The sequence below is a fragment of the Exiguobacterium sp. s140 genome, from assembly GCF_018617035.1.
GTDB classification, from domain to species: Bacteria; Bacillota; Bacilli; order Exiguobacteriales; family Exiguobacteriaceae; genus Exiguobacterium; species Exiguobacterium profundum.
In genome coordinates this window covers 167672-193281 of the sequence record NZ_JACSJK010000002.1, presented here as the reverse complement: position 1 = coordinate 193281, position 25610 = coordinate 167672, and the positions used below count along the sequence as shown (strand labels likewise).

Genomic DNA, 25610 nt, shown 5'->3' with positions numbered 1-25610 from the left:
TTCGGAATTATGCGGTTTTATCAATCACAATGACTTTTCCATTCGGTCCCCGAGGAATCGATTGCACGGCGGTCAACGTAATCACGACCTCTTTGCCGAACAGTAGTTCAAGCTCGCTCCTCATAATCTCTTCATGTTCTGGCTTGAAACGTTCAAGATCCGGGACGTATTTTAATTCGATATGATACAAATCATGTTGCCGATACTGCGTTTGGATGACCGAGTTGGGTAACACTCGGACAACGGTCGTCAAATCTCCTTCGTAGATTTTTTGTTTGTTCGGAGTGAGTACATAATTGCTTTCGCGTCCCTCAATGGAAGTGACGAATGTTCCTCCCTGTCCACAAGCACATGTCCCCTCTCCAATTTTCATCCGATCGCCAATCCGGTAACGAACGAGCGGTGTCCCATGGGTCGTAAAGCTCGTCACTAAAATTTCCTCGTGATCCCCATACGACTCGATCACGCCTGTTTCGTGGTGGAGATGCATATTGCCATGAGTACATTCCGTTAAAATCGGCGCGCCTTCAGAAGACGCGTACTGATCAAATACCGGGGCATTAAACGCCTCTTCTAAGATGGCTCTTCCTTGAGGCGTAATCGTTTCGGCAGTCGGAAAAATAGCCAGTAATTGAAATTCAAGTGGAACCTGATTTTCTTTGATGTATTTCGCGATTTCAATCATGGCAGACGGTGCACTGTCTAATACGACTGGCTTGAATCGATTTAATGCGTCGATGTAATGAGGGATGGTCTGAGGATTGACATGATAGAGCGAGAATAGCAGTTGATTGAGCGGTCGATTGTAGCGCCAAAATACAGGTTTTTCTTGATTTGGATTACAAATTTTCCGTCCTGTGAAACTCGCTCGTTTCATTCCTCTGACAAACCCGTGCTGTGCTTTGAAAAAGTCGACGTGGGCCATACGTCTTTGATAGTCTTCTTTCGTAAAATGAACTTGTAGGGACGTCCCTGTCGTTCCACCGGTTCGTCCAAGAATGTCTGTTTTGATGTTCGAGTGGATGTCCGGATTTTTCCGAACTGTTTCTTTTTCGAGGATCGGGATGCGCTTCAACTCTTCCATCGATTGAAGGGGAAGAACAATCTCATTTTCTTCAAACAGTTTTTGATAATATGCATTGTGCGTCGCACAGAATTCAAGAAACGCATTGAGTCGCTTCAACTGATCGGCTGCGACAAGTACCCCATCTTTTGGACGATTGGCTAAAACGACTAACTCACGCTCATATGTGCGTCCGTACCGTTCTTGCCATAGTTTCATTCCATACAATGTCGTCATCCATTGTTGTAATCGAATCGGTGATCTCATGTATAAATCACGAAGCGCAAACCCTGCCATGGTGTAGTCTCCTCTCGCTAAGTGTAGAGTCGTTTCACGACTCGGACTTTTCCGTTCTTTTCTTTCTTGATGCTTTTCACATCTCGTAGAAGAACTTTCATCCGTGAAGTAAACAGTCGCTCGACTTCTTTTTGGAGCGCGACTTCATGTTCAGGCTCAAATCGTGCCTCATCCTTCACGTACAGCATCTCAATTTCGTCTATTTTGTGTTGCAACACTTGGATTTGAATAATGGAGTTCGGCAGCACGCCAACCGCTGCGGTCAAATCTCCTTCAAACACCTTATAGCCTTCCGGCGTCTCAACATAGTTCATTTGACGACCATCGATTGACTCGATAATGGTGTCCTGTCGTCCACATGGACACATCGCTTCACTGAGGGTCATCCGATCGCCGATGCGGTAGCGAATCAGCGGTGTTCCGTGCGTCGTGAAACTGGTGACGAGCGCCTCTCCAAACGCATCCGTCTCGATGATTCCCATCTCAGGGCGTAAGTGCATCTTCCCGCACTCACACTCCGTAACGATAGGAGCCCCTTCCGAAGAAGCATATTGATCGTAAACCGGCGCTTGGAACATCTCTTCTAACAACAAGCGTCCGGATGGTGTGAGCGTCTCCGAGGTCGGAAATAAAGCCACCGGTCGGAACGATAACGTCTTTTGATGGGTTTTCAAATATTTTGCGATTTCAATCATATCGGAAGGTGAACCGTCGAGTGCGGCCGGTTGAAATTCGTTCAACGAATCGATGTAGTGTGGAATCGTCGTCGGATTCGAATGCACGACCGAGTAGAGCATTTGCTTCATCGGGGCATTGTACCGCCAATACACCGCATTTTTTTGATTACCTGGACAAATCATCCGTCCTGTAAAACTAGCTCGCTTCATCCCACGGCGAAAACCATGTTGTTCTTTAAAAAAATCGAGATGCGCCATTCGCATTTGATAATCGTATTCGGTGAAACGAACCTGAATCGATTTACCCGTCGTCCCGCCCGTCATGCCGATGATCGGGGCATGAAGGTTAGAAAAGATGGTCTCATCCGTTCGAAGCGTCTCTTTCTCCAAAGGGGGAATCCGCTTAAAGTCTTCTAAGCTCTTTATGGGTAAGGTAACCCCGTGTTTTTTGAAGAGTCGTTGATAGTACACGTTGTGTTGATTACAAAACTGCAGGAATTGATTCAAATGATTGAGTTTTGCATCAGGTGACGCTTCATTTGGAGCACGTCTCAGTCGCTCCAATTCCTGCTCATAATACTGACCGTATCGCTCCCGATATAACTTGATTCCATATAAGGAAACCAGCCAATTTTGGAGGCGAATCGGTGAGTGTGCATAAATCCGATCCTGTAAAATCCCCATTACTCGATGCCCTCCTTCAACACTTGATGATAGGCGATGTACCAGTCGATAAACGCGTTTACGCCATCGCGAATCGACGTCTGTGGTTGAAAGTCAATCGATTCATATAAAGAGGAGGAATCGGCAAAACTCGCGGGTACATCTCCCGCCTGAAGTGGTAACAAGCGGAGGATGGCCTTTTTCCCGACTCGCTCTTCGATCGTCCGAATAAAGTCCATCAAAGATACCGGTTGCTGATTTCCAATGTTATAGACACGAAACGGAACGTCACTTCGGTCAGGTAGAGGATGTTCATAGTCAAACTCCTCATCTGCCAACGGTGCGATATCCATAAGTCGGACAATCGACTCGATGATGTCGTCGATGTATGTGAAATCTCGTTCCATCTCACCATAGTTGTATACATCGATTGGTTCGCCTTTTAAAATCGCCTCCGTAAATTTGTAAAGTGCCATATCGGGACGCCCCCATGGCCCATAGACGCTAAAGAATCGCAACCCCGTCGTTTTTAGACCAAACAAATGGCTGTACGTATGAGCCATCAACTCATTCGCTTTCTTCGAAGCCGCATACAAGGATAGCGGATGATCGACCGGGTGTTGTTCGGAAAATGGCATCGCCTGATTCGAACCGTAAACCGAGCTCGATGAGGCATAAATCAACTGTTCTACTGGATAGAAACGACAAGCTTCCAAGATGTTCAGGAAACCAACGATGTTGGATTGAATATAGGCATCCGGATTTTCTAAGCTGTAGCGTACACCGGCCTGAGCCGCCAAATTGACCACGATTTGAGGTTGGTTTTTTTCAAAGACACGCGTGATCGCCATCTTATTTTCTAGGGCATCACGATAGAGTTTGAAACGAGGATGCGTCAACACATGAAGTCTTGATTCTTTTAATTTCGGGTCGTAATAGTCATTGACCACATCGATCCCGATGACATGATGTCCTTCTTTTAGCAACCGTCGAGCCAGATGAAAACCGATGAACCCGGCCACTCCGGTCACGAGAACTGTTTTTTTCATAACGACTTCCTCCTTTGCGTTGACTCGTTGACTCGCATCCTTACCGGTTCGATTTGTGGCGCAAAAATACTTTCCATCACTTCTTCTGGCAGTTCGTTATTTGCGACAAACAACAAGAAAGACGTGAGGCCGTTCGATTGATCGAGTAGATATTCAATCGTTTTCAAAATCGGATCGACCGATTTAAAGGGTCTTGTACAACCGACGAAAATCTTTTCATATACTTGATTCGTATGTTCGCTCGTTGCGAGCAGTTCTTCGAACAATTTTTCACCAGGACGAATGCCACTGAACTGAATCGGGATTTGCTCGAGGGTGAAGCCGCTCAAGGTAATCATCCGTTTCGCCAAGTCCACGATTTTGACGGGATTTCCCATATCTAGTACGAACACTTCGCCGCCGTTTGCGCGTACGCTCGCTTGAATGACGAGGCGACTCGCTTCAGGGATGGTCATAAAGTATCGGGTCATCTCTGGATGCGTCACCGTAATCGGTCCGCCCCGCTGAATTTGTTCTTTAAAGAGCGGAACGACGGAGCCACGACTTCCTAAGACGTTGCCGAAACGAACGACCGAGAATGTCGTTTCGCTATGTCGCGCCTGCTGTTGGACAATCATTTCTGCTACTCGTTTCGTGGCACCCATCACGTTCGTCGGATTGACCGCCTTATCCGTAGAGATCATGACGAACCGCTTCACTTCAAAGAAATCGGCGGCTTCGACCATATTCTTCGTTCCGTAAATATTGTTTTTCACTGCCTCTCTCGGATTGTCTTCCATGAGCGGAACGTGCTTGTGAGCTGCCGCATGATAGACAACGTCCGGTCGATACTGATCAAACACTTCCATCACCCGCGCCCGGTCTTGAACGTCACCGATGACGGGACAAATCTCTGTATCAGACCCGAGTAAGCGGAGTTCGCGATCGATTGCATATATGCTATTCTCGCCATGTCCAAACAGGATGAGTTTGCCAGGATTGAATTTCATCAATTGACGGCAAAGCTCTGAACCAATCGAGCCTCCTGCACCGGAGATTAAAATGGTTAATCCACTCAACGTTTGAGAAATCTCCGAAACATCGAGCTGAACCGGTTCACGGCCGAGCAAATCTTCGATGGCCACTTCTCGAATCTCATTTAATGAGACTTTTCCGGATGCGAGTTCCGCAAGCATTGGCAGTGCATGGGATTCGACGCCTGTCTTCTCAATTCGTTTCAACAGTTGTACTCGATTTCCGTATGGAAGAGAAGGAATGGCCAACACGACCACTTCGATATTCAGCTCTTCAATTTTGCGTTCTAATAAATCGATTGAACCGATGACCGGTGTCCCGTGAATGTAGAGACGGTGAAGCAATGGATTATCATCCAACACCCCGACCACATGCAGCACATTCGTTCGATGCTCTTTCAGTTCTTTAATGATTTTTTGACCCGATTCCCCACCACCGATAACCAAGGTAGCTTTTCCATTCGACACCGGTGCGTGAAATCGGAAAAACGATCGTGTCCTAGCAACGAGTCGGATAAATAACATTCCGTTAAATGCGAGTAAGCTTTGAATAAAAATTGCTTGATAGGAAAAGCCATCCAATAATACGTATGATGCGAATAAGACGAACGTGTCACTCATGACCAACACAATCGCCAGTAGTTGCAGCTCACGCATCGATCCATATCGCCAGTCGATTCGGTATACCCGAGTCACCCATCCTAAAATGAGAAGAACGAGCGTCTTCAATCCGAGAATCGTGATCAAATCTAGCGGGTCAGACGTTACCGTCGGATCATTCACAAAGAATAGGTCAAACGTCACAAAAATCGCGAGCCCTGCAATCGTGATATCGAGTAACATCAAGAGCGCATTTTTTCGATCAATGGGAGACCGAACAGTTGGAGTACTCATCCTTTCACCACCTTCCATCCCAATCAGCTTCGAGTTGATGCTAGATAAGTACCCGTTCAAGATTCACAATCCAAAAGAAAAGAATAGCTTTTTGATACGAATGACATTTCGTCATGAAACGGTTTAACAAATGTGTAATGAGTTCTTACTTTCTTTTGTGAATATTTTTAATTTATATGGGTATTATGGGAAGTAGAAGGTAGGACATTTGGATTATTTTCACTTTGAGATTTTGCGAATGTCGCATTCTCCCAAAGTAGTCAATCGATTCAGGTTCCTCCCTTTTCATATCTCGTCACCGGACACATATTCGAGCTTTCCTTCAGGACCACCATTGTTTAACCACACCATGACCTTTGAAGCCACGACTTGCTTCTGAAAAGGAGAGACATCACGATGAAACGATGGACAGAGCAACAGATCCTCTCATGCCTAAGACAAGCAGCGAATGAACTTGAAGAATTTGACACAAAACAGTACACACTATGGGCCCGAAACAAAGACGTTCCTTCCCTATCGACCGTGATTTACAAATTTGGTTCTTGGCGGGAAGCCGTTCAAGCGGCGGAGATTAAGATGTTGTATCGCTATTATTCAGATGAAGACATTTTGACGGCACTGATTGAGGCATCAGAAGAACTTGAACTCTTCACGAGCCAAACGTATCGTGCCTGGGCAAAAATCTCTCAAGCCCCTTCTTTGACGCTGATCAGCAGCCGGTTCGGTTCGTGGTCGAATGCGTTACGCGAAGCCAAGCTTCAAACGACGACGGTACGGAACAATGAAGAACGGATCATTCAAGCCTTGATTGAAGCCTCTGAAAAGCTAGAGCGCCTCACGTCCCAACATTACGCCGTATGGGCACAAGAAAAAGGCTATCCGACGGTAGCGACAATCGCTCGTAAATACGGTTCATGGAGCTATGCGCTTTTTGTCTTGGATATCGCTCCACCGAAACGTAAATGGGATGAGGAAGATGTCATTGATGCCTTGCAGTTAGCCAAAACGGAGCTCCCGCACTTTAGTATCCTACACTACCGGAAATGGGCCGAAGGTCGAAACGTCCCGAGCACATCGACGATCAATGTTTTGTTCGGAAGCTGGACGGCCGCGTTAAAATGTATGGAGGAGCAAAAAGTAAAACAGTAGCTCATACAGATGAACTCATACAAAAAGCGCCGACTCTTTTCGAGTCGACGCTTTTTTCATGTGACGATTGCAATGTATAGCGGGATTCCAACTAACAGGTTGAACGGGAACGTGACAGCTAGCGAAAGGGTCAAATAAAATGATGGTTTCGCTTCTGGGACCGAGGCTTGTAACATGGCGGGAGCGGCGATATACGACCCACTCGCTGCGAGTGTCATCAAGAGGATCGTTCCGCCGTCAGATAAATTGGCAATCCCCGCTGCAAAAAAGCCGACAAGTGCTCCGACTAACGGAAACACCATCCCCATCATCATAAATTTTAGTCCATATGACGGGACCGTTTTCAACTGCTGTCCGACTTTCATTCCTAGACCTAGTAAGAATAAGAGTAAAACGCCCGGGAACAAGTCGACGAAAAATGGTTTGAGCGGTGTGGCGTCTGGTGTCACCAGTCCAACAATCAGACCTGCAAACATCAAGAGAATACTTTTCGAGAACAAACTCTCCCGCAACACCGATAGAGAGTTCGCCTTCCCTGACGTAGCCGTGATTCCCATCACGTGTGTCTGATTATACAGCAGTAACGCCACAATCAGGCCGGGAATTTCAAGGACGACGACTAGTGTTGTCATGAACGGCTCGTACGCAATCCCGAGACGCTCGAGCTGTGTCGATGCTGCTACATAGGTGACGAGTGACACCGAGCCGAACGTCGCAGCCATGGCAATTCGCTCAGGGAATGAGAATTTGAACATTCCTCCGACATAAAATGCGAGAAGCGGTAGCAAAATTCCAATCAACAGCGTCACGGTCAGCGGTAATGCGATGTCTTCAAAAGATACCGAGGCGAGTCCCATGCCTCCCTTTAGTCCAATGGCAAGCAGTAAGTAAATGTTGAGCGTCGTACTCAGCGAATCCGGGATCTTTAAGTTTGATTTTCCGACTGCGGCGATGACGCCCGTCACGAACAGTAGTACCGGGGCGCTCGTCAATAAAAATAAAAACAATTCCATACATCTTCCTCCTTGCTTAGCGACAAAAAAGCGCACACCTAAAGAAGGCGTGCGCTGTATGCCGACGGCTCGAATGATCGCTCCATCAGGCCGACAACTGTCGGTTTATTGAATTGGTCAGTAGCTCCGTCATAAGATTTCGAAAGCACGCTTCATCATGACTCGTCCAGTCGCTCCTATATACGTCTCTACCTTTCATTTTAAGAAGGTAACGTTTCGTTGTCAATCGGTTTGATCCCAAGGGGCATCTAGTCGGAACACGATGAGACGCTCCCCTGTTTTCGTACTGATGTCCGTATGGAGCGAGACAATCGAACGACCAAGTACTTGCCCGACAATCGTTTCGAGTTGACTCCGTCCTGATTCGACGAGATTGTTGCGATATTTCTTCAATTGCTCGCGACCTGACGACTTAGTAGCCAAGTCATACTCGGCCGGCGTCAACACGCCTTGGAGTGTGACGATGGCGAGATCTCGAAGCAGGTCTGCCTTACACGTCAATGACCCGCGACCCAAATATTCTTTCTCCCATTGGGTAATCCGAGCGCTCATTTCCATTTCCAGCTGACCCTTTTTCCGCATTTACTTCACGAATCCAATCATCATCTCACGAAGAATCTTAGCTGCTGCGATGGCAGTCATATCTGACTGATCGTATGCCGGTGACACTTCGACAAGGTCTGCACCGATGATGTCGAGGTCTGCGTTTGCAATCGCATGTACCGCTTCGAGCAATTCTTTCGTTGAGATGCCACCGATTTCTTGCGTCCCTGTCCCTGGTGCCGCTGACGGGTCGAGGACGTCGATGTCGATCGTGACGTATACTTTTTTGCCAGCGAGTGTCGCTAAGACGCGTTTGAGTGGTTCGATCACTTCAAATTGATGCATGTTGTAGCCGACTTCACGAGCCCACTCAAACTCTTCTTTCATCCCTGAACGGATTCCGAACGAATAGCAGTTCGATGGTCCAATCAAGTTTGCCGCTTTTTTGAGCGGAGTCGAGTGTGAGAGCGGCTCGCCTTCATACTCATCTCGAAGGTCCGTATGCGCATCCAAGTGGAGGATGACAAAGTCGTTGCCGTAAACGTCGTGCATCGCTTTGATGATCGGCCATGTGACAAGGTGCTCACCGCCCATGCCGAGTGGGAACTTACCTGCTTTGACGACATCTTTGACGAACGCCTCGATCATATCGAGCGACTTCGGTGCGTTCCCGAATGGAAGCGGGATATCTCCTGCATCGTACACCGCGGCATCAGCCAAGTCACCGTCTAAATACGGGCTATATTCCTCGAGTCCAATCGATACTTCACGAATCCGGTTCGGACCGAAACGCGAGCCTGGACGGAAGCTGACTGTCCAGTCCATCGGCATCCCGTAAAGAACCGTCTTCGCCTCTGTCACCTCTGGGAGGCTGGCGATAAACACTTTACCTGAGTAGGCTTCATCGAAACGCTTAATCATTTTGTTAAGTCCTCCACGAATTTCGGAAGAACGAACGCTGCATTGTGAAGCTTCGGCGTATAGTACTTCGTTTCGATGTCATGGAACCGCTCAGCTGATACTTGTTCCGGGTCGTATTTCTTCGAACCGATCGTGAACGTCCACATGCCACTCGGGTACGTCGGTACGTTTGCTGTGTACAACTTCGTGATTGGGAAGATTTCCTTCACGTCACGTTGAACCGTTTGGATGAGTTCTGGTGTGAACCATGGGTTATCCGTTTGAGCCACAAAGATGCCATCCTCTTTGAGCGCTTTTGAAATCCCTGCATAGAACCCTTTTGTGAAGAGGTTGGCTGCTGGTCCGACCGGTTCAGTCGAGTCGACCATGATGACATCGTATTCGTTTTCTGACTTCGCGATATGCATGAATCCGTCACCGACGATGACTTCAACACGCGGGTTGTCGAGCTCACCCGCAATATTTGGTAAGTATTTCTTCGAATATTCAATAACTTTCCCGTCGATATCTACGAGAACCGCTTTTTCTACTGATGGGTGTTTCATAATTTCACGGATGACACCGCCGTCTCCCCCACCGACTACGAGCACATGCTTCGGATTCGGGTGTGTAAAGAGTGGGACGTGTGCGACCATCTCGTGATAGACGAATTCGTCCTTATCCGTCGTCATGACCATCCCGTCAAGTAACAACATCGTTCCGAACTCGTCCGTTTCGACCATCTCTAGTCGTTGAAACTCCGTTTGTTCGCTCTCATAAACGTGGTTTACACGGAACGTAATCCCGTAATCTTCTGTTTGGTGCTCCGTAAACCATAATTTTAATTTTTGGTCCATCGATAGAACCCCTTTCTGTTCAAAAAGTTGTTCGTATGCGAGTGGCGTTTTGAGGCGCTTCTTAATCATACGATAGGAAGTATACAAAACCTGTACCCATTTTGCACGATTTTTTTGCGGGATCGGTCTTGAATGTGAGTTTTTTGTGATACGTTGCCGATATACTGATTGAACCAATTCTGAATCGAAAGGTGGAATAGTATGTGGTCACCCTGTGCTGCTTGTAACACAACCATTCCTTTGATTGCTCAAGGAACACTCGTCACGAAATTCAAGGAATACTCTTACAAAACGTTTGAAGAACTCGATACGCTCCTTCTGCATGCGGAAGGAACGGTTTACTGTGTCGATTATAACTCGAAAAGTCAGACGCCTCCGCTCGAGGTCGAAGCACTAAAAGATCAGCTTGCGCATCGGCACATCATTGAACAGATTCAGCACGGCACGTTCGAGAGTCACCTCCAACCGATCATCTTCCTCGATTCAACGGAAACGTTCGGATATGAAGCGCTCCTCCGCAGTAGCGCCAACATTTCACCTGGTGACCTATTCCGGACGGCAAACCGTTTCGGTCTCCATTCGAAACTCGATCAACGTGCCCGCGCGGAAGCAATCAAAGCAACGTTTGAAGCCGTCGCCCCTCAGCAAAAGACGTTCATCAACTTCTTACCTTCGACCATTTATAACCCGGACTATTGTCTCCAGCACACGTTTGACATCATTGACCGATATGACCTCAGCCCAGACCGCTTTATCTTTGAAGTCGTGGAGACGGAGAAGGTACATGACGTCGATCATCTCCAACACGTATTTTCGACATATAAAAAGCGGGGGATGAAAGTTGCATTAGACGATGTCGGGGCAGGCTTCTCGACAATCGATATGTTGAAGCGACTTGAACCGGACTATGTCAAAATTGACCGTTCCTATATCTCGTTTTGTGATGAAGACGCTGAAAAACGCGCTTTCCTCAAACAAGTGCGTGCGTTAACCCATTCGATGGGCATCACCCTTCTTGCTGAAGGGATAGAACGTATGGAAGAAGCAGATGTCTGTCGTGAGCTCGGATTCGATTTAGCGCAAGGATATTTCTTCGGAAAACCGGCTCCTGCCAATCAATACAAGATTGAAATCACATAAGTCATCACGTTCAAAAGCACAGGAATCGACTTCGTCGACATCCGGTGCTTTTCTTTCATTCATGCGCCAACAACACCTTGATTTTAGATATGAAAAAAAGGGTAAGAGATGAATAGTTATGGACTCTCTCGAAAGGAGGAACGGTTGTACGCGAATATGTACTTCTTCGTTCGTTATCCCGACGAAATCAATGCTGTTTTGAACAGCGTGTACTAAAAAACGAGGGGGGATTCCCCTCGTTTTCATTGTTCATCGAACTATAGAAAGGTCGTGTTTCCTTTGAAACGTCGCGTGATTCAACTGATCATCATGGTCATCAGTGTCATCTTGCTTATCGGTCTTTTGTTTTGGCTCGATGTCCTCATACCCGTACTAATCGGGATTGCCATCGTCGCACCGCTCATCGTCGGATGGCAGATTCTATTTGACCAAGTACAACCTCAAGGAAAGCTCGCCTGGTTACTAACCGTCTTCTTCATTCCATTCATCGGTGTCTTGGCATGGGTCATGTTTGGCCGTACGCCACGCCGGCATCGACGCTTCAAACGAACGTCCTCAGAGATCCGGATGCTACGGCAAGCAATCGAAAGCGAGAAAATTGAAACTTCACCTGATATTGTGTCGTCTTACCCGTTGACACGGACACTCGAAAAATTAGGCGCATCCGGTGCCGATGGTCATACTTCGACTAAACTACTCGTCAACGGTGAACAGAAATTTGATGCATTGTTAGACGCCATCAACAGTGCAACCAATCATATCCACATCCAATACTACCTCTTTCGGACGGATGACATTTCGTTAAAAGTTAGAGACGCCCTCATTCAAAAATCGAATGAAAATGTCATTGTCCGCTTTCTGTATGACGGACTCGGTAGCCAAGAAATCGGGGAAGAGTTTATCCAACCGTTACGGGAGTCCCGTGTCCACGTTCAGGCGTTCGACCCCGTTTTGCATCCGTACCTGGTGTTTAACGCCAACTTCCGCAATCATCAAAAACTGATTGTCGTGGATGGGCGAATCGCGCTAACAGGCGGGTTGAATGTCGGGGATGAATATCTTGGGAAGAATGATAAACTCGGTTTTTGGCGTGACACCCATCTCCGTCTTGAAGGTCCGCTCGTCCGAGAATTGCAACAGCTCTTTGTCGAGAACTGGCTATACGCAGGACAAGGGACGAGTGATGAAACATGGGATTTGTTCGCAGATGAAGAGCACCTCTGTCAGTACTTTGTGAATGAACCGAAAGGGCAAAACGGTGCGACACAACTACTCGTCACATCGCCTGGTAAAGACGTCACGATTCGCGATGGACTCATGCGTCTGTTGATGGATGCCAAAGAATCGATTTGGCTCACCACCCCATACCTTGTCCCCCCACCTGAACTATTGGCCATTCTTGAAGTCGCAGGTCGTAGCGGCATCGATGTCCGAATCGTCGTACCGGGCAAAGGAGACGAATGGTTCAGCTTTCATGCGACCGAGTATTATTTTGAACAACTGTTGAAGCGCAATATCAAAATTTATAAATACAACCGCCATTTCATCCATGCGAAAACGCTCCTGATTGATGGTAACGTTGCCCTCGTCGGATCAGCCAACTTCGACTTTCGTAGTATGTTTCTCAACCACGAGATGATGATTGCCCAATTCGATACTACATCCATTCAAGAACTGCACGAGGCATTTCTAAAGGACTTTGATGAATCCATTTTAATCGATTGGACCATGCTGCGGAAAAAGACGACCGGCAAACGTTTCGTCGAAGCGTTTTGTCACATTTTCTCGCCACTTCTTTGACGCATTCGCCACAAAAGATACGTAATGGCGACGACACCAACTAAAAACAGCTGCCATCCAATCGTTAACTGCATCGCTGCCGTCACCGCCAGTCCTTCCATAATCAAGGCAGGAATCTTTCCAATCGTACTTGCTACAGCGAACGAGGCGAGCGTCATGCGACTGAACGCCGCCGATAACGTGACGAGACCAGAAGGAACGAATGGCATAAGACGCATCCCGAGGACGAGAAACCAAGCCTCGGTTCCTTCGGACTTCCGAAGCCGTTGAAATGGGCTACCATTTGGGGAAACATAACGGTGTAGGGCTTTTCGATAAAGGATGAAACTCACGACGGCGCCAACTGCCTCCCCGACAATCGATACGAGGATACCCGGCACGAGACCGAGGACACTCACATTGATGGCTGTTAGAAAAGCACTTGGGATGACACCGGCGACCGCAATCACACTATTCAGTAAAATACTGATCATCAAAAATAAAGGGAGCGGGAGCAGTTCCCATTCCATAACCATCACTCTTTCTATTCACAAAATAAGGACCACGACATGTCGTCATGGTCCTTCACTATATCATAGCGATGATGAAGAGGTCGCACCTGCTTCATCCCACGAGTCTTCGTCGACTGGTGGTAGATGTTTTTCTTCCAATTTCGAAACGACAACCGCACATGCCGCATCCCCCGTGATGTTGACAGATGTGCGAAGCATATCGAGAATACGGTCGACCCCGATAATGAGGGCGATTCCCTCTACCGGTAAGTTGACTGACTGAAGGACGAGCGCAAGCATGACAAGTCCGACTCCCGGTACACCCGCTGTACCGATCGAAGCGAGGACCGCCGTGATGACGACCGTCAACAACTGAGTCATTGTTAAGTCAGAAGCGAACACTTGCGCGATGAAAATCGTCGCAACCCCTTGCATGATCGCTGTTCCGTCCATGTTGACCGTTGCCCCAAGTGGCTGTACGAACGACGAAATCGAACGCGGCACACCGAGTTTTTTCTGTGCGACTTCCATCGATACTGGAAGCGTCGCATTTGACGAAGAAGTCGAGAACGCGAACGTCATCGCCTCATAGAAGTTCTTGAAGAAGAAGACTGGGCTCATCTTCCCGATGAAGTAAACCGATGCCCCGTAGACAATCGTTGCATGTAAGAATAGCGTCAAGACGACGGCAATCATATACCACGCCATTGCGACAACCGCGTCGAGACCGATGCCCCCGATTGCAGAAGCAATCAATGCGAATGCGCCGTATGGAGCGAGCTTCATCACAAGATGAATCAAGTACATCATGATGCGATCGCCTTGTTTGACGAATTGACGCCACGTCTTCGCCTTGTCCCCGAGGGCAATCAACGCAAACCCAATCAATGCCGCAAAGACGATGATTTGAAGCATGTTTCCTTCAGCGAGCGCCGTAATCGGATTCGTTGGAATCATATTGACGAATGTCTGTACGATATTAGACGATTCCTCGGTCGCTGTTGATTCAAATTCAAGACCTGTCGTTGGGAAGTCCCCACGCTCCCCTGGCTGTAAGACGGATGCAACACCCATCGCTAACATGATCGCGAGCGCTGTCGTCGCTAAGAAGAACAGAATCGACTTCGACCCGACTCGACCTAGTTCTTTCGGGTCCCCGAGACCCATGACGCCTAAAATAATTGAGAAGAAGACAATCGGTACGACTAACATTTTAATTAAATTCAAAAAGATCGTTCCGACCGGAGATAAAATATACGGATTCACAATCTCATAAACATTATCCGGCAAGCCCGCCAATCCGAGACCAACAACAACACCTAGCGCGAGACCGATTAAGATTTTTTTCGTTTCGCTCATCGTATCACCCTTTCTTTTTTTCACAATGTAGTCAGTATATCATAATACTGAATTTTCATACAATTACAACTGAATATCTCTTCAGTTACAAATTCTCTTGAAATTCCCAAAAACTTGAAACAAAAAAGATTGGAGACGAAAATTCGTCCAATCTTTTTACTCAGCGTCTACACGCTCGAGCTCTGCATGAAGTTCAGTCGAGTTTGCCCAAATCTCAGGGCGATGTTCTTGTAAGAAGTTCGCTAAAACGTCGCGGGACGGAGCGTCCATCATGTTGATTAAAATCCGACCCTTTAACGATTTATCCATTTGATTAACGTGATACGGTAATAATTTATAACCCCGTCTCGCTTCCACGTCAACTAACATGTCACATGCCGCGACACCGCCATAATAAAAGCCTTCTGGTTTTCGACCGACCGTCACCCACACGATCCAATACGGTTTCCCGTTCGGTACCGCTTCCGGGTCCGTCAAAAACTTAATCCGTTTCTCGATGGCAGACTTGGCGTGCATCGCTCCCATATCGATTGTTGCAACGCCTTCTTCGACATCGATGATGACCGGAGACATGTTATTTAAACTAAGCGAACCGACACCAAAACCACCGTGTCCGTCCGTCGCATCGTCTGAAATAATATTAAAATTAATGTCTTTCATGTTCCACCCTCCCTCTCTACTGTACACAATGACATAGGATGGTGGCAATCCTGAGTCACACCCATTCGATTTGAAAGCGTCCTCCTGGACCGATCTGTTGGATTAATGAACGATCTTCTTCAATGATCCTTCCGATGACATTGACGCGCTCATCTGCCGGCAAATCCCGCTTCGTTATTTGCAGTTCCCCTGCATAACGACCGTAACGTTCATTGTCGATCGTGATACTGCCGAGCATTCGTTCTTCTGTATCTCGCGGTTGAATCAAATGGTCCCCAGGTCGTCCATACGCTCTCGATTCGACTGAACGGATGACGTCCCGGGCTGGGTCCATCCGATTCGTGTGACTTGTTGGAACCGAATCATCATGATTTCGTGTGGTCGCTCGAAGAACGATGACGCCCTCGTCGTACTCCCGAAACTGTCGCATCGTCTGATTGGATATACACGGATCTCCAATCAAGATTCGATCGACCCTCGCTTGTAAATCGATATAACACGAAAACGGAGATTGGTGGCGGTGCATCTCGAGTGTCGGTAATGTCTCATGAAGGGGGCCACGTAACCGTTCATCTCCAGGGATGAATGCTTGTATCTGTATTCCTTGCGCATGTAACCAGGCGTTTCTTTCATCAAACCAAGAACGCTCGAGTCCTGTTTCCGGACGAGGATAAAAGTTATGCCACGCTTCGACATGCTCACGTCGTAGCCCTTGTCGTAGCATCTCTTCAAGCTCTGCTTCCGTGAGCGTACTCGCATTGAGGGCGACCATCATATGTCGTGATAAGTCCGCCACTTGTTTCGGTGTGACACCATAGTCAACACGTAACCCGGTGACACCCCACTCCATCAGCGCATGAGCATCATCCCAAGTCTTACCGAGTGCCTGTAGAGACGATGGAGCGATATCCGCCACGAGTTCCATCTTTAAACGACTTGCCAACGCACCTAATTGCTGAAGTCGTTCCGTATAAGTTGTCGGATTGTCTTCCGGAATATGGAGCGACGTGAAGATGCTCGTAAACCCTGCCTCTCGCATGCGTTCCATCCAAGCCATCGAATCAAGTGTCAGTTCATCGCCTAAGTACACTGAAATCCCTCTCATATGAATCCACCTTTCCAAAAGTAGAGAAAAAGATGACTCGACTGGAGCCATCTTTTTTTATTAAATCCCGTCCGCCATCTCTTCTTTGAAACCGAAGAAATAAGTAAACAGGAAGCCTGCCGTATATGAAATCAATAGTCCGGCAATGTACGTCAAATACATGCCATTATCAATCAATGGTGTGAGCGATAGACCGGAAACACCAACCCCGAGCGCCGCTGTCTTCATTGTCGCTTGGAAGGCACCACCGACCGCGGCCCCGAGACACGCTGTCAAGAAGGGTCGTCCGAGCGGAAGCGTGACACCATACAGGAGCGGTTCCCCGATTCCAAGGAAACCTACCGGAATGGCCCCTTTGATAATATTGCGAAGGCGTGGGTTGCGCGTCTTCACAAAGATTGCAAGCGCTGCACCGACTTGACCCGCCCCGGCCATCGCCAAGATTGGGAGAAGGGCCGTTGTTCCGACCGTGTTCAACAGTTCCAAATGGATTGGCGTCAAACCGTGATGCAATCCGACCATAACAAGCGGTAAGAAGAATCCGGCCAAGAGTGCCCCTGCGACAGGTCCCCCGAATTCAAGCGTCGCATTGATTCCTCGCATGATACCGTCTGACAATACGCCAGCGACTGGCATGATTGCATAGAGCGCTGTAAATCCAACGATGAGAACAGTAAAGAGTGGTGTGAAAATAATATCAATGGATACCGGCATGAAGCGACGAATGTGCTTCTCGATATACGTCATGAGCCAACCGGCAAAAATAACACCGAATAATCCACCACGCCCGACGACGAGCGGCTCCCCATAAATGACGATGTCCGCGAGGAGCGGGTTGAACAGGATCCCCCCGGCAATCGCCCCGAGTACCGGCGTTCCTCCAAACTCTTTTGCCGTGTTCCAACCGACAAGGATGGCTAAGTACGCGAAGACCGTGCTACCGAGCACGAGTAGAATCTGCATCCACGTCTCCGTCCGGTCGACGCCGGCGTTGACAGCAAAGTTCGCGGCCCCGTTAATGATCCCCGATGCGACAAGTCCCGGAATGAGCGGAATGAAGATGTTTCCGAGGCGGCGAAGGAATCGTTTGAACGGTGATTTTTGCTTTTCTTTCACCTTCTGGCGTTCGACCGCCGCACGTTCCTCTAACGTCAAGTTCGCATCTACCGATTCTTCCCCGATGGCAAGCCCCGTCTCATGGCTCATATAATCCGCGACCCGGTTTACGGTACCTGGACCGACGACGATTTGTAACGTCTCATCATCGATGACACCCATGACCCCGTCAATCTTTTTCAGCGCATCAATGTCTGCCTTCGTCCCATCTTTCAACGTCAATCGGACACGTGTCATACAATGCGCGAGTTGACGGATGTTCTCTTTCCCCCCGACATGTGCGAGGATATCCCGTGCTAAAACCTCTTCTTTCTTCATCTCGATTTCCCCCTTATAGCGCCTCGCGGACGAATCCGTTCGCGCGCTCTAATCGTTTGACAGCCTCCTCATAAGAGACGTCCGCTAAAATCATGACAATCGCCGTTTTGACGTGCCCCTTGGATGAAGCAAAATAACGCGCGGCCATTTCCATGTCGACCCCTGTCGCTTCTGCAATCATCCGCTTGGCACGCACTTCTAGCTTTTCATTCGTCGGTTGCACATCAACCATCAAGTTTTGATACACTTTCCCTACTCCAATCATCGACGTCGTCGAAATCATGTTGAGGACAAGTTTCTGTGCTGTTCCCGCCTTCAATCTCGTCGAACCGGTCAGTACTTCCGGTCCCGTTTCCACTTCAATCGGGTAATCCGCATGTCGACTGATGACCGCATCGCGATTACATGAAATTGAAGCTGTTGTGGCACCGAGTTCTCGTGCGTAATCGAGACCTCCGACCACATATGGCGTTCGACCGCTCGCTGCAATCCCAACGACCGTATCCTCTGCCTTCAAATGAAGCGCTTTCAAATCTGTGACCGCCAATTCCTTACTGTCTTCTGCTCCCTCAACGGCTTGAATGAGCGCGCGTTCGCCGCCGGCAATCAGTCCGATGACTTGATTGGGTGATACTCCAAAAGTTGGCACACACTCCGCTGCGTCTAAAATCCCTAAACGTCCACTCGTGCCCGCACCGATATAAATCAGGCGACCGCCTTTACGAAAGGATGCGATGACTCGCTCCACGACTTTTGTGATGACCGGAAGTTGCTCTTGAATCACTTGAGGAACTTGTTGATCCTCTGCATTCATAATCGCCAATCGTTCCTCAATCGACATCTCGTCCAGGTGCATCGTTCGTTCATTCCGTCTTTCTGTAGCCAGTTTATCTAGCATCGCCACCATCCTTTCTTCTCTATGATTTAATCGTACTATATTGAAATTTAAAGTCAATTTATAATTTAATTTTTATGAAATTTAATTTCAAATAAACTTTAAAGAAAAACTCACTCTGAACGAATGAGTCGTTTTTTCAAGACGTGCACGCGTGTTCCTTTATTCGTGATCGAATCCTTCTCATACACGTATCCGTTTCGCTCCCAGAACCGACGAGCGCGGAGATTGTTTGGAAGGACACCTAATCGAAATACCGTCTGATACGGGCGCATATATTGGTCTTCCAATTGTTCATACAACGTTTGCGCCAAACCTGTCCCATGGAGAGATTCTTCGACAACGAACAAACCAAGCCAAAGCGAGCCATCCACGGGATGTCGTTTCAACAGGTCCGCGATGGCGACAACCCGTCCATCTTCACGAATAATGAGACTGACGGTGCCATCCGCTTCAAAATCCGCCACGTTCTCGTCACGAAACATCTCGACTGTCTGTTCATTCAATCTTGCGAATGTGCGTTGATCCATCAGAAAGCGTTGCAATTCTTGACGATCTTCAGCCGTATAAGGTCGAATCATCGGCGTAGTTTCACCATCTCATCTCGAGCTTCTGCGTACCGATCAATCAAGCCTTCTCCCTTCCGGTGGAGGAGTCCCATATATAACGTATCGACAATCGTCAATTGTGTCATCCGTGAGGCGATACTGGCGATTCGGAAGTCACTCTCGACGTTCGGCGTACAGAGTCGAACGTCCGCTTCCCGGTAAAGCGGTGATTTGTCGAGGTTCGTGATGGCGATGACCGGAACACGTTTCTTTTTCGCAAATCGGACGAGCTCGAGCACATCTTTCGTTCGTCCTGACGTGCTGATTGCGACGAATACATCAGACTTTCCTAAATGCGGGATCAGCGACAACATATAATGAAAATCGGGAGAGGTCGTGGCCGCATATCCCAGCTTCGTAAACTTATATTGCGCATCGATTGCCGCAGTCGAAGACCCCCCGACCCCGTAAAAGATGACGCGGTTCGCGCGAGCGAACAGGTCCACTGCATGTTCAAGTTCTCGTTTATCCATCGCTTCGGCGCACGCCTCGATTGCCGCCTTGTTCACATGGATGACTTTTTGGAACGAGTCATACGGCGTGTCTTTTTGCTGGAGGACGTTAAAGTCCGTCAGCGTCGTCTCCGTGACAGCCAAGTCTTTCACGAGCGCGAGCTTGAACGCTTTAAAACTATCAATTCCGACGACTCGAGCGAAGCGAACGATACTCGCCTCGGATACATCCGTCTTTTGCGCAAGCTCTTTTGTCGTCATGTTTGGAATGAGCGTTGAATGGGACAAAATATAGTCGGCGATCTTCTTTTCGACCGCTGTCATATCCTCTTTCGCTAAATCAATTTTCGTAAGTAAGGATTCCATTTGGTCATCCCCTTCCTGCAACTGTTGTTCTTTTATGATAGCGGATTCCTTCCCCATATTCCAATCACCTAAAAAGATCGAGCGTACGCCCGATCTATAAGTTGTTCGTATTGAACGTGTCACCACCTTGAATCGATCCGTTCTCAAATCCTCTCTCGAACCAACGCATGCGTTGTTCCGATGTCCCATGTGTGAACGAGTCTGGCGTCACATATCCACGTGCCTGACGCTGCAGCGTGTCATCGCCAATCTGATGCGCGGCATTCATCGCTTCTTCCACGTCTCCCGCTTCAAGATACCCTAACCCTTGCGCGTGATGGGCCCATACGCCTGCATAGTAGTCCGCCTGCAACTCGAAGCGGACGAGATAGCGATTGAATTCGGTCTCGCTCATCCCGTTACGAAGCGGCATGATTTCTTCTGTCGTCCCGAGAAGCGTTTGGACATGATGCCCGACCTCATGGGCGACGACATAAGCCATCGCGAAATCCCCTGGTGCATTGAAACGTTGACTCAATTCATCATAAAAACTCAAATCGATATACAGTTTTTGGTCGCCGGGACAATAGAACGGACCCACAGCGGAGCCGGCAATACCACAAGCGGATTCAACCTGTCCGGAAAATAGGACGAGCGTTGGCTCTTCATAGGTCATCCCATTTTCAGCGAAGATGTCTGTCCACACTTCTTCCGTATCCTTCAATACAACCGCTACGAAATCTGCCATCTCCTCTTCACGAGCCGTTCCGGTATACGTCCCCTCCGATTGAGGTTCCCCGAGTCCGATATTGTTGACGAGATCGGTCGGGCTTCCCCCGTTCAATAATGTAAAGACGATGACGAGAATCAACCCAAGACCGCCTCCGACCCCGGCAATCCCTTTCCCTCCGATGCTACGCCCACGTCGATCCTCGACGTTTCGGCTCTGTTGTCTTCCTTTCCACTTCATCCCGATTCCTCCTACATTCGCTCTGTCTTGTTTATTACCCCAAATCCGGTAAAAGTGAGCTTATGTTTCGAGGTAGATGAGAATTTTCTTTTCTAGAGGAAGGGGATTCTCTACAATGAAAGAGACTTCAGCAAAGGAGGAATGACCATGCCTTATGTAACTGTAAAAATGCTCCCGGGCCGTACCGTGGAACAAAAACGTGCATTAATCGAAAAGGTGACGGATGCCGTCTCCGAGACGACGAATGCGCCAAAAGAAAACATCACCGTCTTCATCGAAGAGATGGATGCGACACACTACGGTCAAGCCGGCGTCATGCACGCAGATAAGAAGTAAGCGACGAACGGACTCCTAATATGGAGTCCGTTTTTTGTTCTAGTCTTCTCGGTTCACGTCGAACCGTTCACTCGGTACGGTCGGCTTAATCAAGTGACGTGTCGCTCGCCAGATGTGGTAGCCGATACGGTCGAGCCAGAGCAATACTTGTACTTTTTGTATCGTCTGGTCCATCTCCAACTGATTCGCCGCCGTCTCTTCTAGCAGCTCCGAGCGATGTGCTTTCCGATATTCCGCCAGTTGTTTTGAGGCCTGTTTCCACAGCTTCGAATCCTCTGGTGGCGTATGATGATTCAGTTGATTCACAAGGTCAAGCTCATGCAATACGAGTTCTCGTGCCGCTAAAAAGTCCGTGTCCCGAAGTGCGTGGACCGGTTCGACTTCTCGCAAGACATATAACCAGCGTTCCAGATGATCGATCGTATGCAAGAGGGATAGATGTTGGCCATAATCATTTTGCTTTCCTTCATCTTCAAGACGTATCGTGCTCAAAAAGACACGGACATCGCTCAACGTCTTGTCGACGAGCGTCAATTCATCTTCACGAAGACGTCCCTCTCGGACAAGCAATTCCGTCTCATTTCCTAAATATCGTTCGATTTCAAGTAAAGAGCGTCGTGCCGCTTCAAGAGCGACCGTAGGGAGTTGTGACATGTTTTTATCGAGCAGACGTGTCAATTTTTCGGAGCGACTCGGAATCCACTTCAGTAATCGACGTGCGAACGTTTGATAAAATGGTAGGAATAAGATCACACCTAGTAGATGGAATGTCGTATGGAATAAGGCGAGACGTAATAAGTCGTTCCAGTTGACCCAATCGGCTACTCGATTGACGACCTCGAAGAGAACAGGGAACGTCAGCCATCCAATGAGGACGATTGACACGTGGTAGATGGCATGCCCCAATACAATGCGTCGGGCTGACTTCCAGCCTCCGATTGAACCGAGTGCCACGACGAGGCTCGTCCCCGCACTTTGACCAAGCACCAAATAAGCGGCTTGCGGGAGTGAAATCGCCGCCGTCGCGAGAGCCGTCATCGTTAGCACGAGTCCAATCGTCGATGACTGAAGGACGGCGGTCATCATAAATCCGATTCCAATCAGAAGTGCCTGATGCAGAACGGTCATCTCACCGGCCGAGCCAAACGAGAACGTGACGACATCCCGCATCGCTTCTTGTAGCGTCCCAATCCCAACAAAAATCAACCCGATACTGACGAGCAACAGTCCCACTCGGCGAAGGCGTGGACGAGAGAGACGGAACGCCATCCCGATTCCAATGAGCGGCAGAAACAACTGGCGCACGTCTAAGTTATAGCCGAGGATGGCAATGATCCATCCCGTCGTCGCACTCCCTACATTGGCTCCAATGACGAGAGGTAACGATTGCGTGAATGTCAGGAGCCCCGCACTCACAAACCCAATCGTCATCAGTGTCGTCACCGAGGAAGATTGAAACAGGGCTGTCAGCATCGCGCCGAGTGCCGCTCCAGATAAAGAGCCGTCGGTGAACTGATTCAACCGATGTCGTAACCGCGTCCCCGCCCATTTTTTGAGCGTATCTGTCAGTAACGTCATCCCGAGTAAAAAAATCCCGATCCCACCAACCAGTGTCGCAATCTCCATCGTGTCACGCCCCTTTGCGTGTTTACTCGTCCTTCAATGTCGATAATATCCACGATTTTTCATTCGCATAATCTTTTAAATTCAACAACATATCTTCCGGATAATAAATTTTCTCGTCCGACTGTCTCGAGTTCAAAATCGATTGAACGAGCATTGAGACCTCTGAAATCTCTTTACGCTCCCCGTCATTCATCTGTAGATAAATCCCCTCGTATTTGCCTTGTCCTTTATATAAGTCGTATGGCAACTGACTTAACTGATCTTCAAGCAGATAGTATGTCGGTGGAAGCCCGATCGTCTCCATCGTCTGTCGCAAGCGCTCCATATAACGAACACGATTCGCTTCCGGGAAGTTCTTATATTTTAGTAATCGGCGATTCACAAATCGGCTCGCCAAATCTGCCAAAATGGCATCGTCTTCTTCCATCCATTCTTGGAAATAGAAGTAGACGACCGTCTCGTCCAATTTCAAATATTGTTCGAGTGACATACCGGTGCGTTCAAAAATCGGCAAGAAGTGTTTCGGCGTCATGTTAAACTCATAACCACCCTCATAGAGTTCCTGCGCCCGCTCAAGAATCGCTTTCAAGAGAAGATCACTCGACCGCGTCGCCGGATGAAGGTACACTTGCCAATACATTTGATAGCGACGCATAATATAGTCTTCAATCGTATGCATCCCCGACTGCTTGACCACGACTTGGTCTTCATCCGGACGCAAGACGCGCAACATGCGTTCTAAATCAAACTTTCCATAACTGACACCCGCAAAGTGAGCGTCGCGTAACAAATAGTCCATCCGGTCAACATCAAGCTGTGAGCTGAGCATATTGACGATCAAGCGATTCGGATGCGTCTTGTTGATAATGGAGGCCACTTCTTCCGCAAACCCGACACCCATCTCAGATAACACCTTATTCACTTCGGTTTCCCCTAAAATGATGCGCTCCGTCCACACTTCATGCCGAACGGAAAAGACGTGCTCGAACGCGTGCGAAAACGGACCATGTCCCACGTCGTGCAAGAGCGCCGCCGCCAACAGTAGCTCCCGGTCACGGTCGTCCCATTCCGGGTACTGTTGGAACTGATCGATTAACTGGCGTGCGATTTCATATACGCCGAGCGAGTGATGGAATCGCGTGTGCTCCGCGCCATGAAACGTCAAAAATGACGTTCCAAGTTGTTTGATGCGACGCAAACGCTGAAACTCTTTTGTATTGATCAGCTCCCAAATGAGGTGATCGTAAACATAAATATATCGATGTACCGGATCCTTGAATACTTTCGATCCAGATAGTTGTCCTCGAGACGAGTACATGACATGCCCTCCTACGTTTCGTTATGTTCTAGATTCGACTTCAAACGAATCGTTCCCTCCATGCTATAATGAGGAGGAAAATTTTTTGTGAAAAGGAATTAATGTATATGATCCATCCATTGTTACAACAACCGAGCTATCGCATCATCGATCAGTCGAGTCTTGGCACGATGTTTCAAGCGGAACAATCGTTTGCGACCGATGATACGTTATGTGCGTCAACGCAAGAACGAGGTGCCGTCTTGCGGGCATGGGTGCACACCGATACGATTGTACTCGGAATCCAGGATGCTCGGCTGCCTCATTTGAAAGAGGGAATTCGTTATTTACATGAACATGGATTCCGTCCCGTCGTCCGAAACTCAGGCGGTTTAGCCGTGATGCTAGACGATGACGTCCTCAACCTTTCTTTAATTTTACCAGAGAAGGACGGGATTCAAATCGACAGCGGTTATGAGGCCATGACCTCGCTCATCCAACACATGTTCCAAGACGTCACGAATGACATCGTCCCAGGGGAAGTCGTCGGTTCATACTGTCCAGGAAGTTTCGACTTGTCGATCGACGGCAAAAAGTTCGCTGGGATTTCGCAACGACGCGTTCGTGGCGGTGTCGCCGTTCAAATTTACTTGAGCGTAAGACAGAGCGGAAGCGCACGTGCTGAAATCATCCGTGACTTTTACGACCTTGCCATCCAAGGGGATGAGACAAAGTTCACGTACCCAACCATTGTACCGGAAACGATGGCTTCACTTGAAGACTTGCTTGGGATCCCACTTACCGTACAAGACGTCCTCACTCGGGCCTACCGCGTTCTTTCCACTGTCAGTTCGCTCCAAAACGCGACATTAACGGCAGACGAGCAAACGATGTTTGCAAGTCAGCTCGAACGCATGTGGAAACGGAATGAGCCGTTACGCGACATTGAACAACAATTAACAGAGGAGTGATTC

General features: G+C 48.4%; 24 protein-coding genes. 5 read left to right on the top strand and 19 right to left on the bottom strand.

Annotation, left to right across the window (positions count from 1 at the left end):
* Positions 1–7: 7 nt before the first annotated feature.
* From KNO61_RS09080 to KNO61_RS09065, 4 genes are read right to left on the bottom strand one after another with little or no spacing between them, the layout of a single operon-like run.
* Positions 8–1360, bottom strand: a complete 1353-nt coding sequence (locus KNO61_RS09080; RefSeq protein WP_214685417.1) for a phenylacetate--CoA ligase family protein — start codon at positions 1358–1360, stop codon at positions 8–10.
* Positions 1361–1377: 17 nt separating this feature from the next.
* Complete coding sequence (locus KNO61_RS09075; protein ID WP_214685415.1) at positions 1378–2721, bottom strand: phenylacetate--CoA ligase family protein; 1344 nt, start codon at positions 2719–2721, stop codon at positions 1378–1380.
* Positions 2721–3749 carry an NAD-dependent epimerase gene (locus KNO61_RS09070; RefSeq protein ID WP_214810850.1) on the bottom strand — a complete coding sequence of 343 codons (1029 nt, stop codon included), beginning with the start codon at positions 3747–3749 and terminating at the stop codon, positions 2721–2723. The genes KNO61_RS09075 and KNO61_RS09070 overlap by 1 nt, the downstream gene beginning before the upstream one ends.
* The gene (locus tag KNO61_RS09065) at positions 3746–5656 is read right to left on the bottom strand and encodes a polysaccharide biosynthesis protein (protein WP_214810848.1); all 1911 of its coding nucleotides are present in this window, start codon (positions 5654–5656) and stop codon (positions 3746–3748) included. Before KNO61_RS09065 ends, KNO61_RS09070 begins: the two co-directional genes overlap by 4 nt.
* Before the next feature lie 396 nt (positions 5657–6052).
* On the opposite strand from KNO61_RS09065, the gene KNO61_RS09060 reads away from it, so the two are divergent.
* A complete protein-coding gene (locus KNO61_RS09060; protein ID WP_214810846.1) occupies positions 6053–6805 on the top strand; it encodes a homing endonuclease associated repeat-containing protein in 753 nt (250 codons plus the stop codon).
* 56 nt (positions 6806–6861) lie between these two features.
* Here the strand turns inward: KNO61_RS09060 and KNO61_RS09055 are convergent, their stop codons facing one another.
* The 4 genes from KNO61_RS09055 to speE all read right to left on the bottom strand — a co-directional run bounded on the left by KNO61_RS09055 (position 6862) and on the right by speE (position 10118).
* Positions 6862–7818, bottom strand: coding sequence for a sodium-dependent bicarbonate transport family permease (locus KNO61_RS09055; RefSeq protein ID WP_214687590.1), 957 nt, complete (start codon positions 7816–7818; stop codon positions 6862–6864).
* A gap of 222 nt (positions 7819–8040) precedes the next feature.
* Positions 8041–8400, bottom strand: coding sequence for a Na-translocating system protein MpsC family protein (locus KNO61_RS09050; RefSeq protein ID WP_214687592.1), 360 nt, complete (start codon positions 8398–8400; stop codon positions 8041–8043).
* On the bottom strand, positions 8401–9282 hold the full coding sequence (gene speB / locus KNO61_RS09045; RefSeq protein WP_214810843.1) for an agmatinase: 882 nt from the start codon (positions 9280–9282) through the stop codon (positions 8401–8403).
* Entirely contained in the window at positions 9279–10118 is an 840-nt protein-coding gene (gene speE / locus KNO61_RS09040; protein ID WP_012727429.1) for a polyamine aminopropyltransferase, read from the bottom strand. Before speE ends, speB begins: the two co-directional genes overlap by 4 nt.
* A 201-nt stretch (positions 10119–10319) precedes the next feature.
* Here speE and KNO61_RS09035 point away from each other — a divergent pair, with 201 nt between their 5' ends.
* Together KNO61_RS09035 and cls are read left to right on the top strand one after the other, a co-directional pair.
* Positions 10320–11258, top strand: coding sequence for an EAL domain-containing protein (locus KNO61_RS09035; protein WP_214810841.1), 939 nt, complete (start codon positions 10320–10322; stop codon positions 11256–11258).
* A gap of 270 nt (positions 11259–11528) precedes the next feature.
* Complete coding sequence (gene cls / locus KNO61_RS09030) at positions 11529–13058, top strand: cardiolipin synthase (RefSeq protein ID WP_353047470.1); 1530 nt, start codon at positions 11529–11531, stop codon at positions 13056–13058.
* Here the strand turns inward: cls and KNO61_RS09025 are convergent.
* The 9 genes from KNO61_RS09025 to ypfJ form a co-directional block, all read right to left on the bottom strand.
* Entirely contained in the window at positions 13034–13567 is a 534-nt protein-coding gene (locus KNO61_RS09025; protein ID WP_251030052.1) for a TVP38/TMEM64 family protein, read from the bottom strand. The genes cls and KNO61_RS09025 overlap by 25 nt on opposite strands.
* Positions 13568–13630: 63 nt before the next feature.
* Complete coding sequence (locus tag KNO61_RS09020; protein ID WP_214810824.1) at positions 13631–14908, bottom strand: dicarboxylate/amino acid:cation symporter; 1278 nt, start codon at positions 14906–14908, stop codon at positions 13631–13633.
* A 156-nt stretch (positions 14909–15064) separates the two neighbouring features.
* Positions 15065–15568, bottom strand: a complete 504-nt coding sequence (locus tag KNO61_RS09015) for a YwhD family protein (RefSeq protein WP_214810822.1) — start codon at positions 15566–15568, stop codon at positions 15065–15067.
* 55 nt (positions 15569–15623) lie between these two features.
* Positions 15624–16673: a DUF871 domain-containing protein gene (locus KNO61_RS09010; protein ID WP_214810820.1), complete on the bottom strand. Its 1050-nt coding sequence runs from the start codon at positions 16671–16673 to the stop codon at positions 15624–15626.
* A 60-nt stretch (positions 16674–16733) separates the two neighbouring features.
* Entirely contained in the window at positions 16734–18107 is a 1374-nt protein-coding gene (locus KNO61_RS09005; protein WP_214873021.1) for a PTS transporter subunit EIIC, read from the bottom strand.
* Positions 18108–18120: 13 nt separating this feature from the next.
* A complete protein-coding gene (gene murQ / locus KNO61_RS09000; RefSeq protein WP_214813942.1) occupies positions 18121–19014 on the bottom strand; it encodes an N-acetylmuramic acid 6-phosphate etherase in 894 nt (297 codons plus the stop codon).
* A gap of 101 nt (positions 19015–19115) precedes the next feature.
* Positions 19116–19583: a GNAT family N-acetyltransferase gene (locus KNO61_RS08995; protein ID WP_214685381.1), complete on the bottom strand. Its 468-nt coding sequence runs from the start codon at positions 19581–19583 to the stop codon at positions 19116–19118.
* Positions 19580–20428 (bottom strand): MurR/RpiR family transcriptional regulator, encoded by an 849-nt coding sequence (locus tag KNO61_RS08990; protein WP_031422140.1) that lies wholly within the window; start codon positions 20426–20428, stop codon positions 19580–19582. The genes KNO61_RS08995 and KNO61_RS08990 overlap by 4 nt, the downstream gene beginning before the upstream one ends.
* Before the next feature lie 94 nt (positions 20429–20522).
* The gene (gene ypfJ / locus KNO61_RS08985) at positions 20523–21377 is read right to left on the bottom strand and encodes a KPN_02809 family neutral zinc metallopeptidase (protein ID WP_214873018.1); all 855 of its coding nucleotides are present in this window, start codon (positions 21375–21377) and stop codon (positions 20523–20525) included.
* Positions 21378–21524: 147 nt separating this feature from the next.
* Between ypfJ and KNO61_RS08980 the strand changes: the two genes are divergently transcribed.
* On the top strand, positions 21525–21713 hold the full coding sequence (locus KNO61_RS08980) for a 2-hydroxymuconate tautomerase (protein WP_012727443.1): 189 nt from the start codon (positions 21525–21527) through the stop codon (positions 21711–21713).
* 39 nt (positions 21714–21752) lie between these two features.
* Here KNO61_RS08980 and KNO61_RS08975 read toward each other — a convergent pair whose 3' ends face one another.
* Together KNO61_RS08975 and KNO61_RS08970 are read right to left on the bottom strand one after the other, a co-directional pair.
* The gene (locus KNO61_RS08975; protein ID WP_214873016.1) at positions 21753–23339 is read right to left on the bottom strand and encodes a Na/Pi cotransporter family protein; all 1587 of its coding nucleotides are present in this window, start codon (positions 23337–23339) and stop codon (positions 21753–21755) included.
* Between the two features lie 22 nt (positions 23340–23361).
* Positions 23362–24657, bottom strand: coding sequence for an HD domain-containing protein (locus KNO61_RS08970; RefSeq protein WP_214810816.1), 1296 nt, complete (start codon positions 24655–24657; stop codon positions 23362–23364).
* A 101-nt stretch (positions 24658–24758) separates the two neighbouring features.
* Here KNO61_RS08970 and KNO61_RS08965 point away from each other — a divergent pair, with 101 nt between their 5' ends.
* The gene (locus KNO61_RS08965) at positions 24759–25607 is read left to right on the top strand and encodes a lipoate--protein ligase family protein (RefSeq protein ID WP_371816596.1); all 849 of its coding nucleotides are present in this window, start codon (positions 24759–24761) and stop codon (positions 25605–25607) included.
* Positions 25608–25610 lie beyond the last annotated feature (3 nt).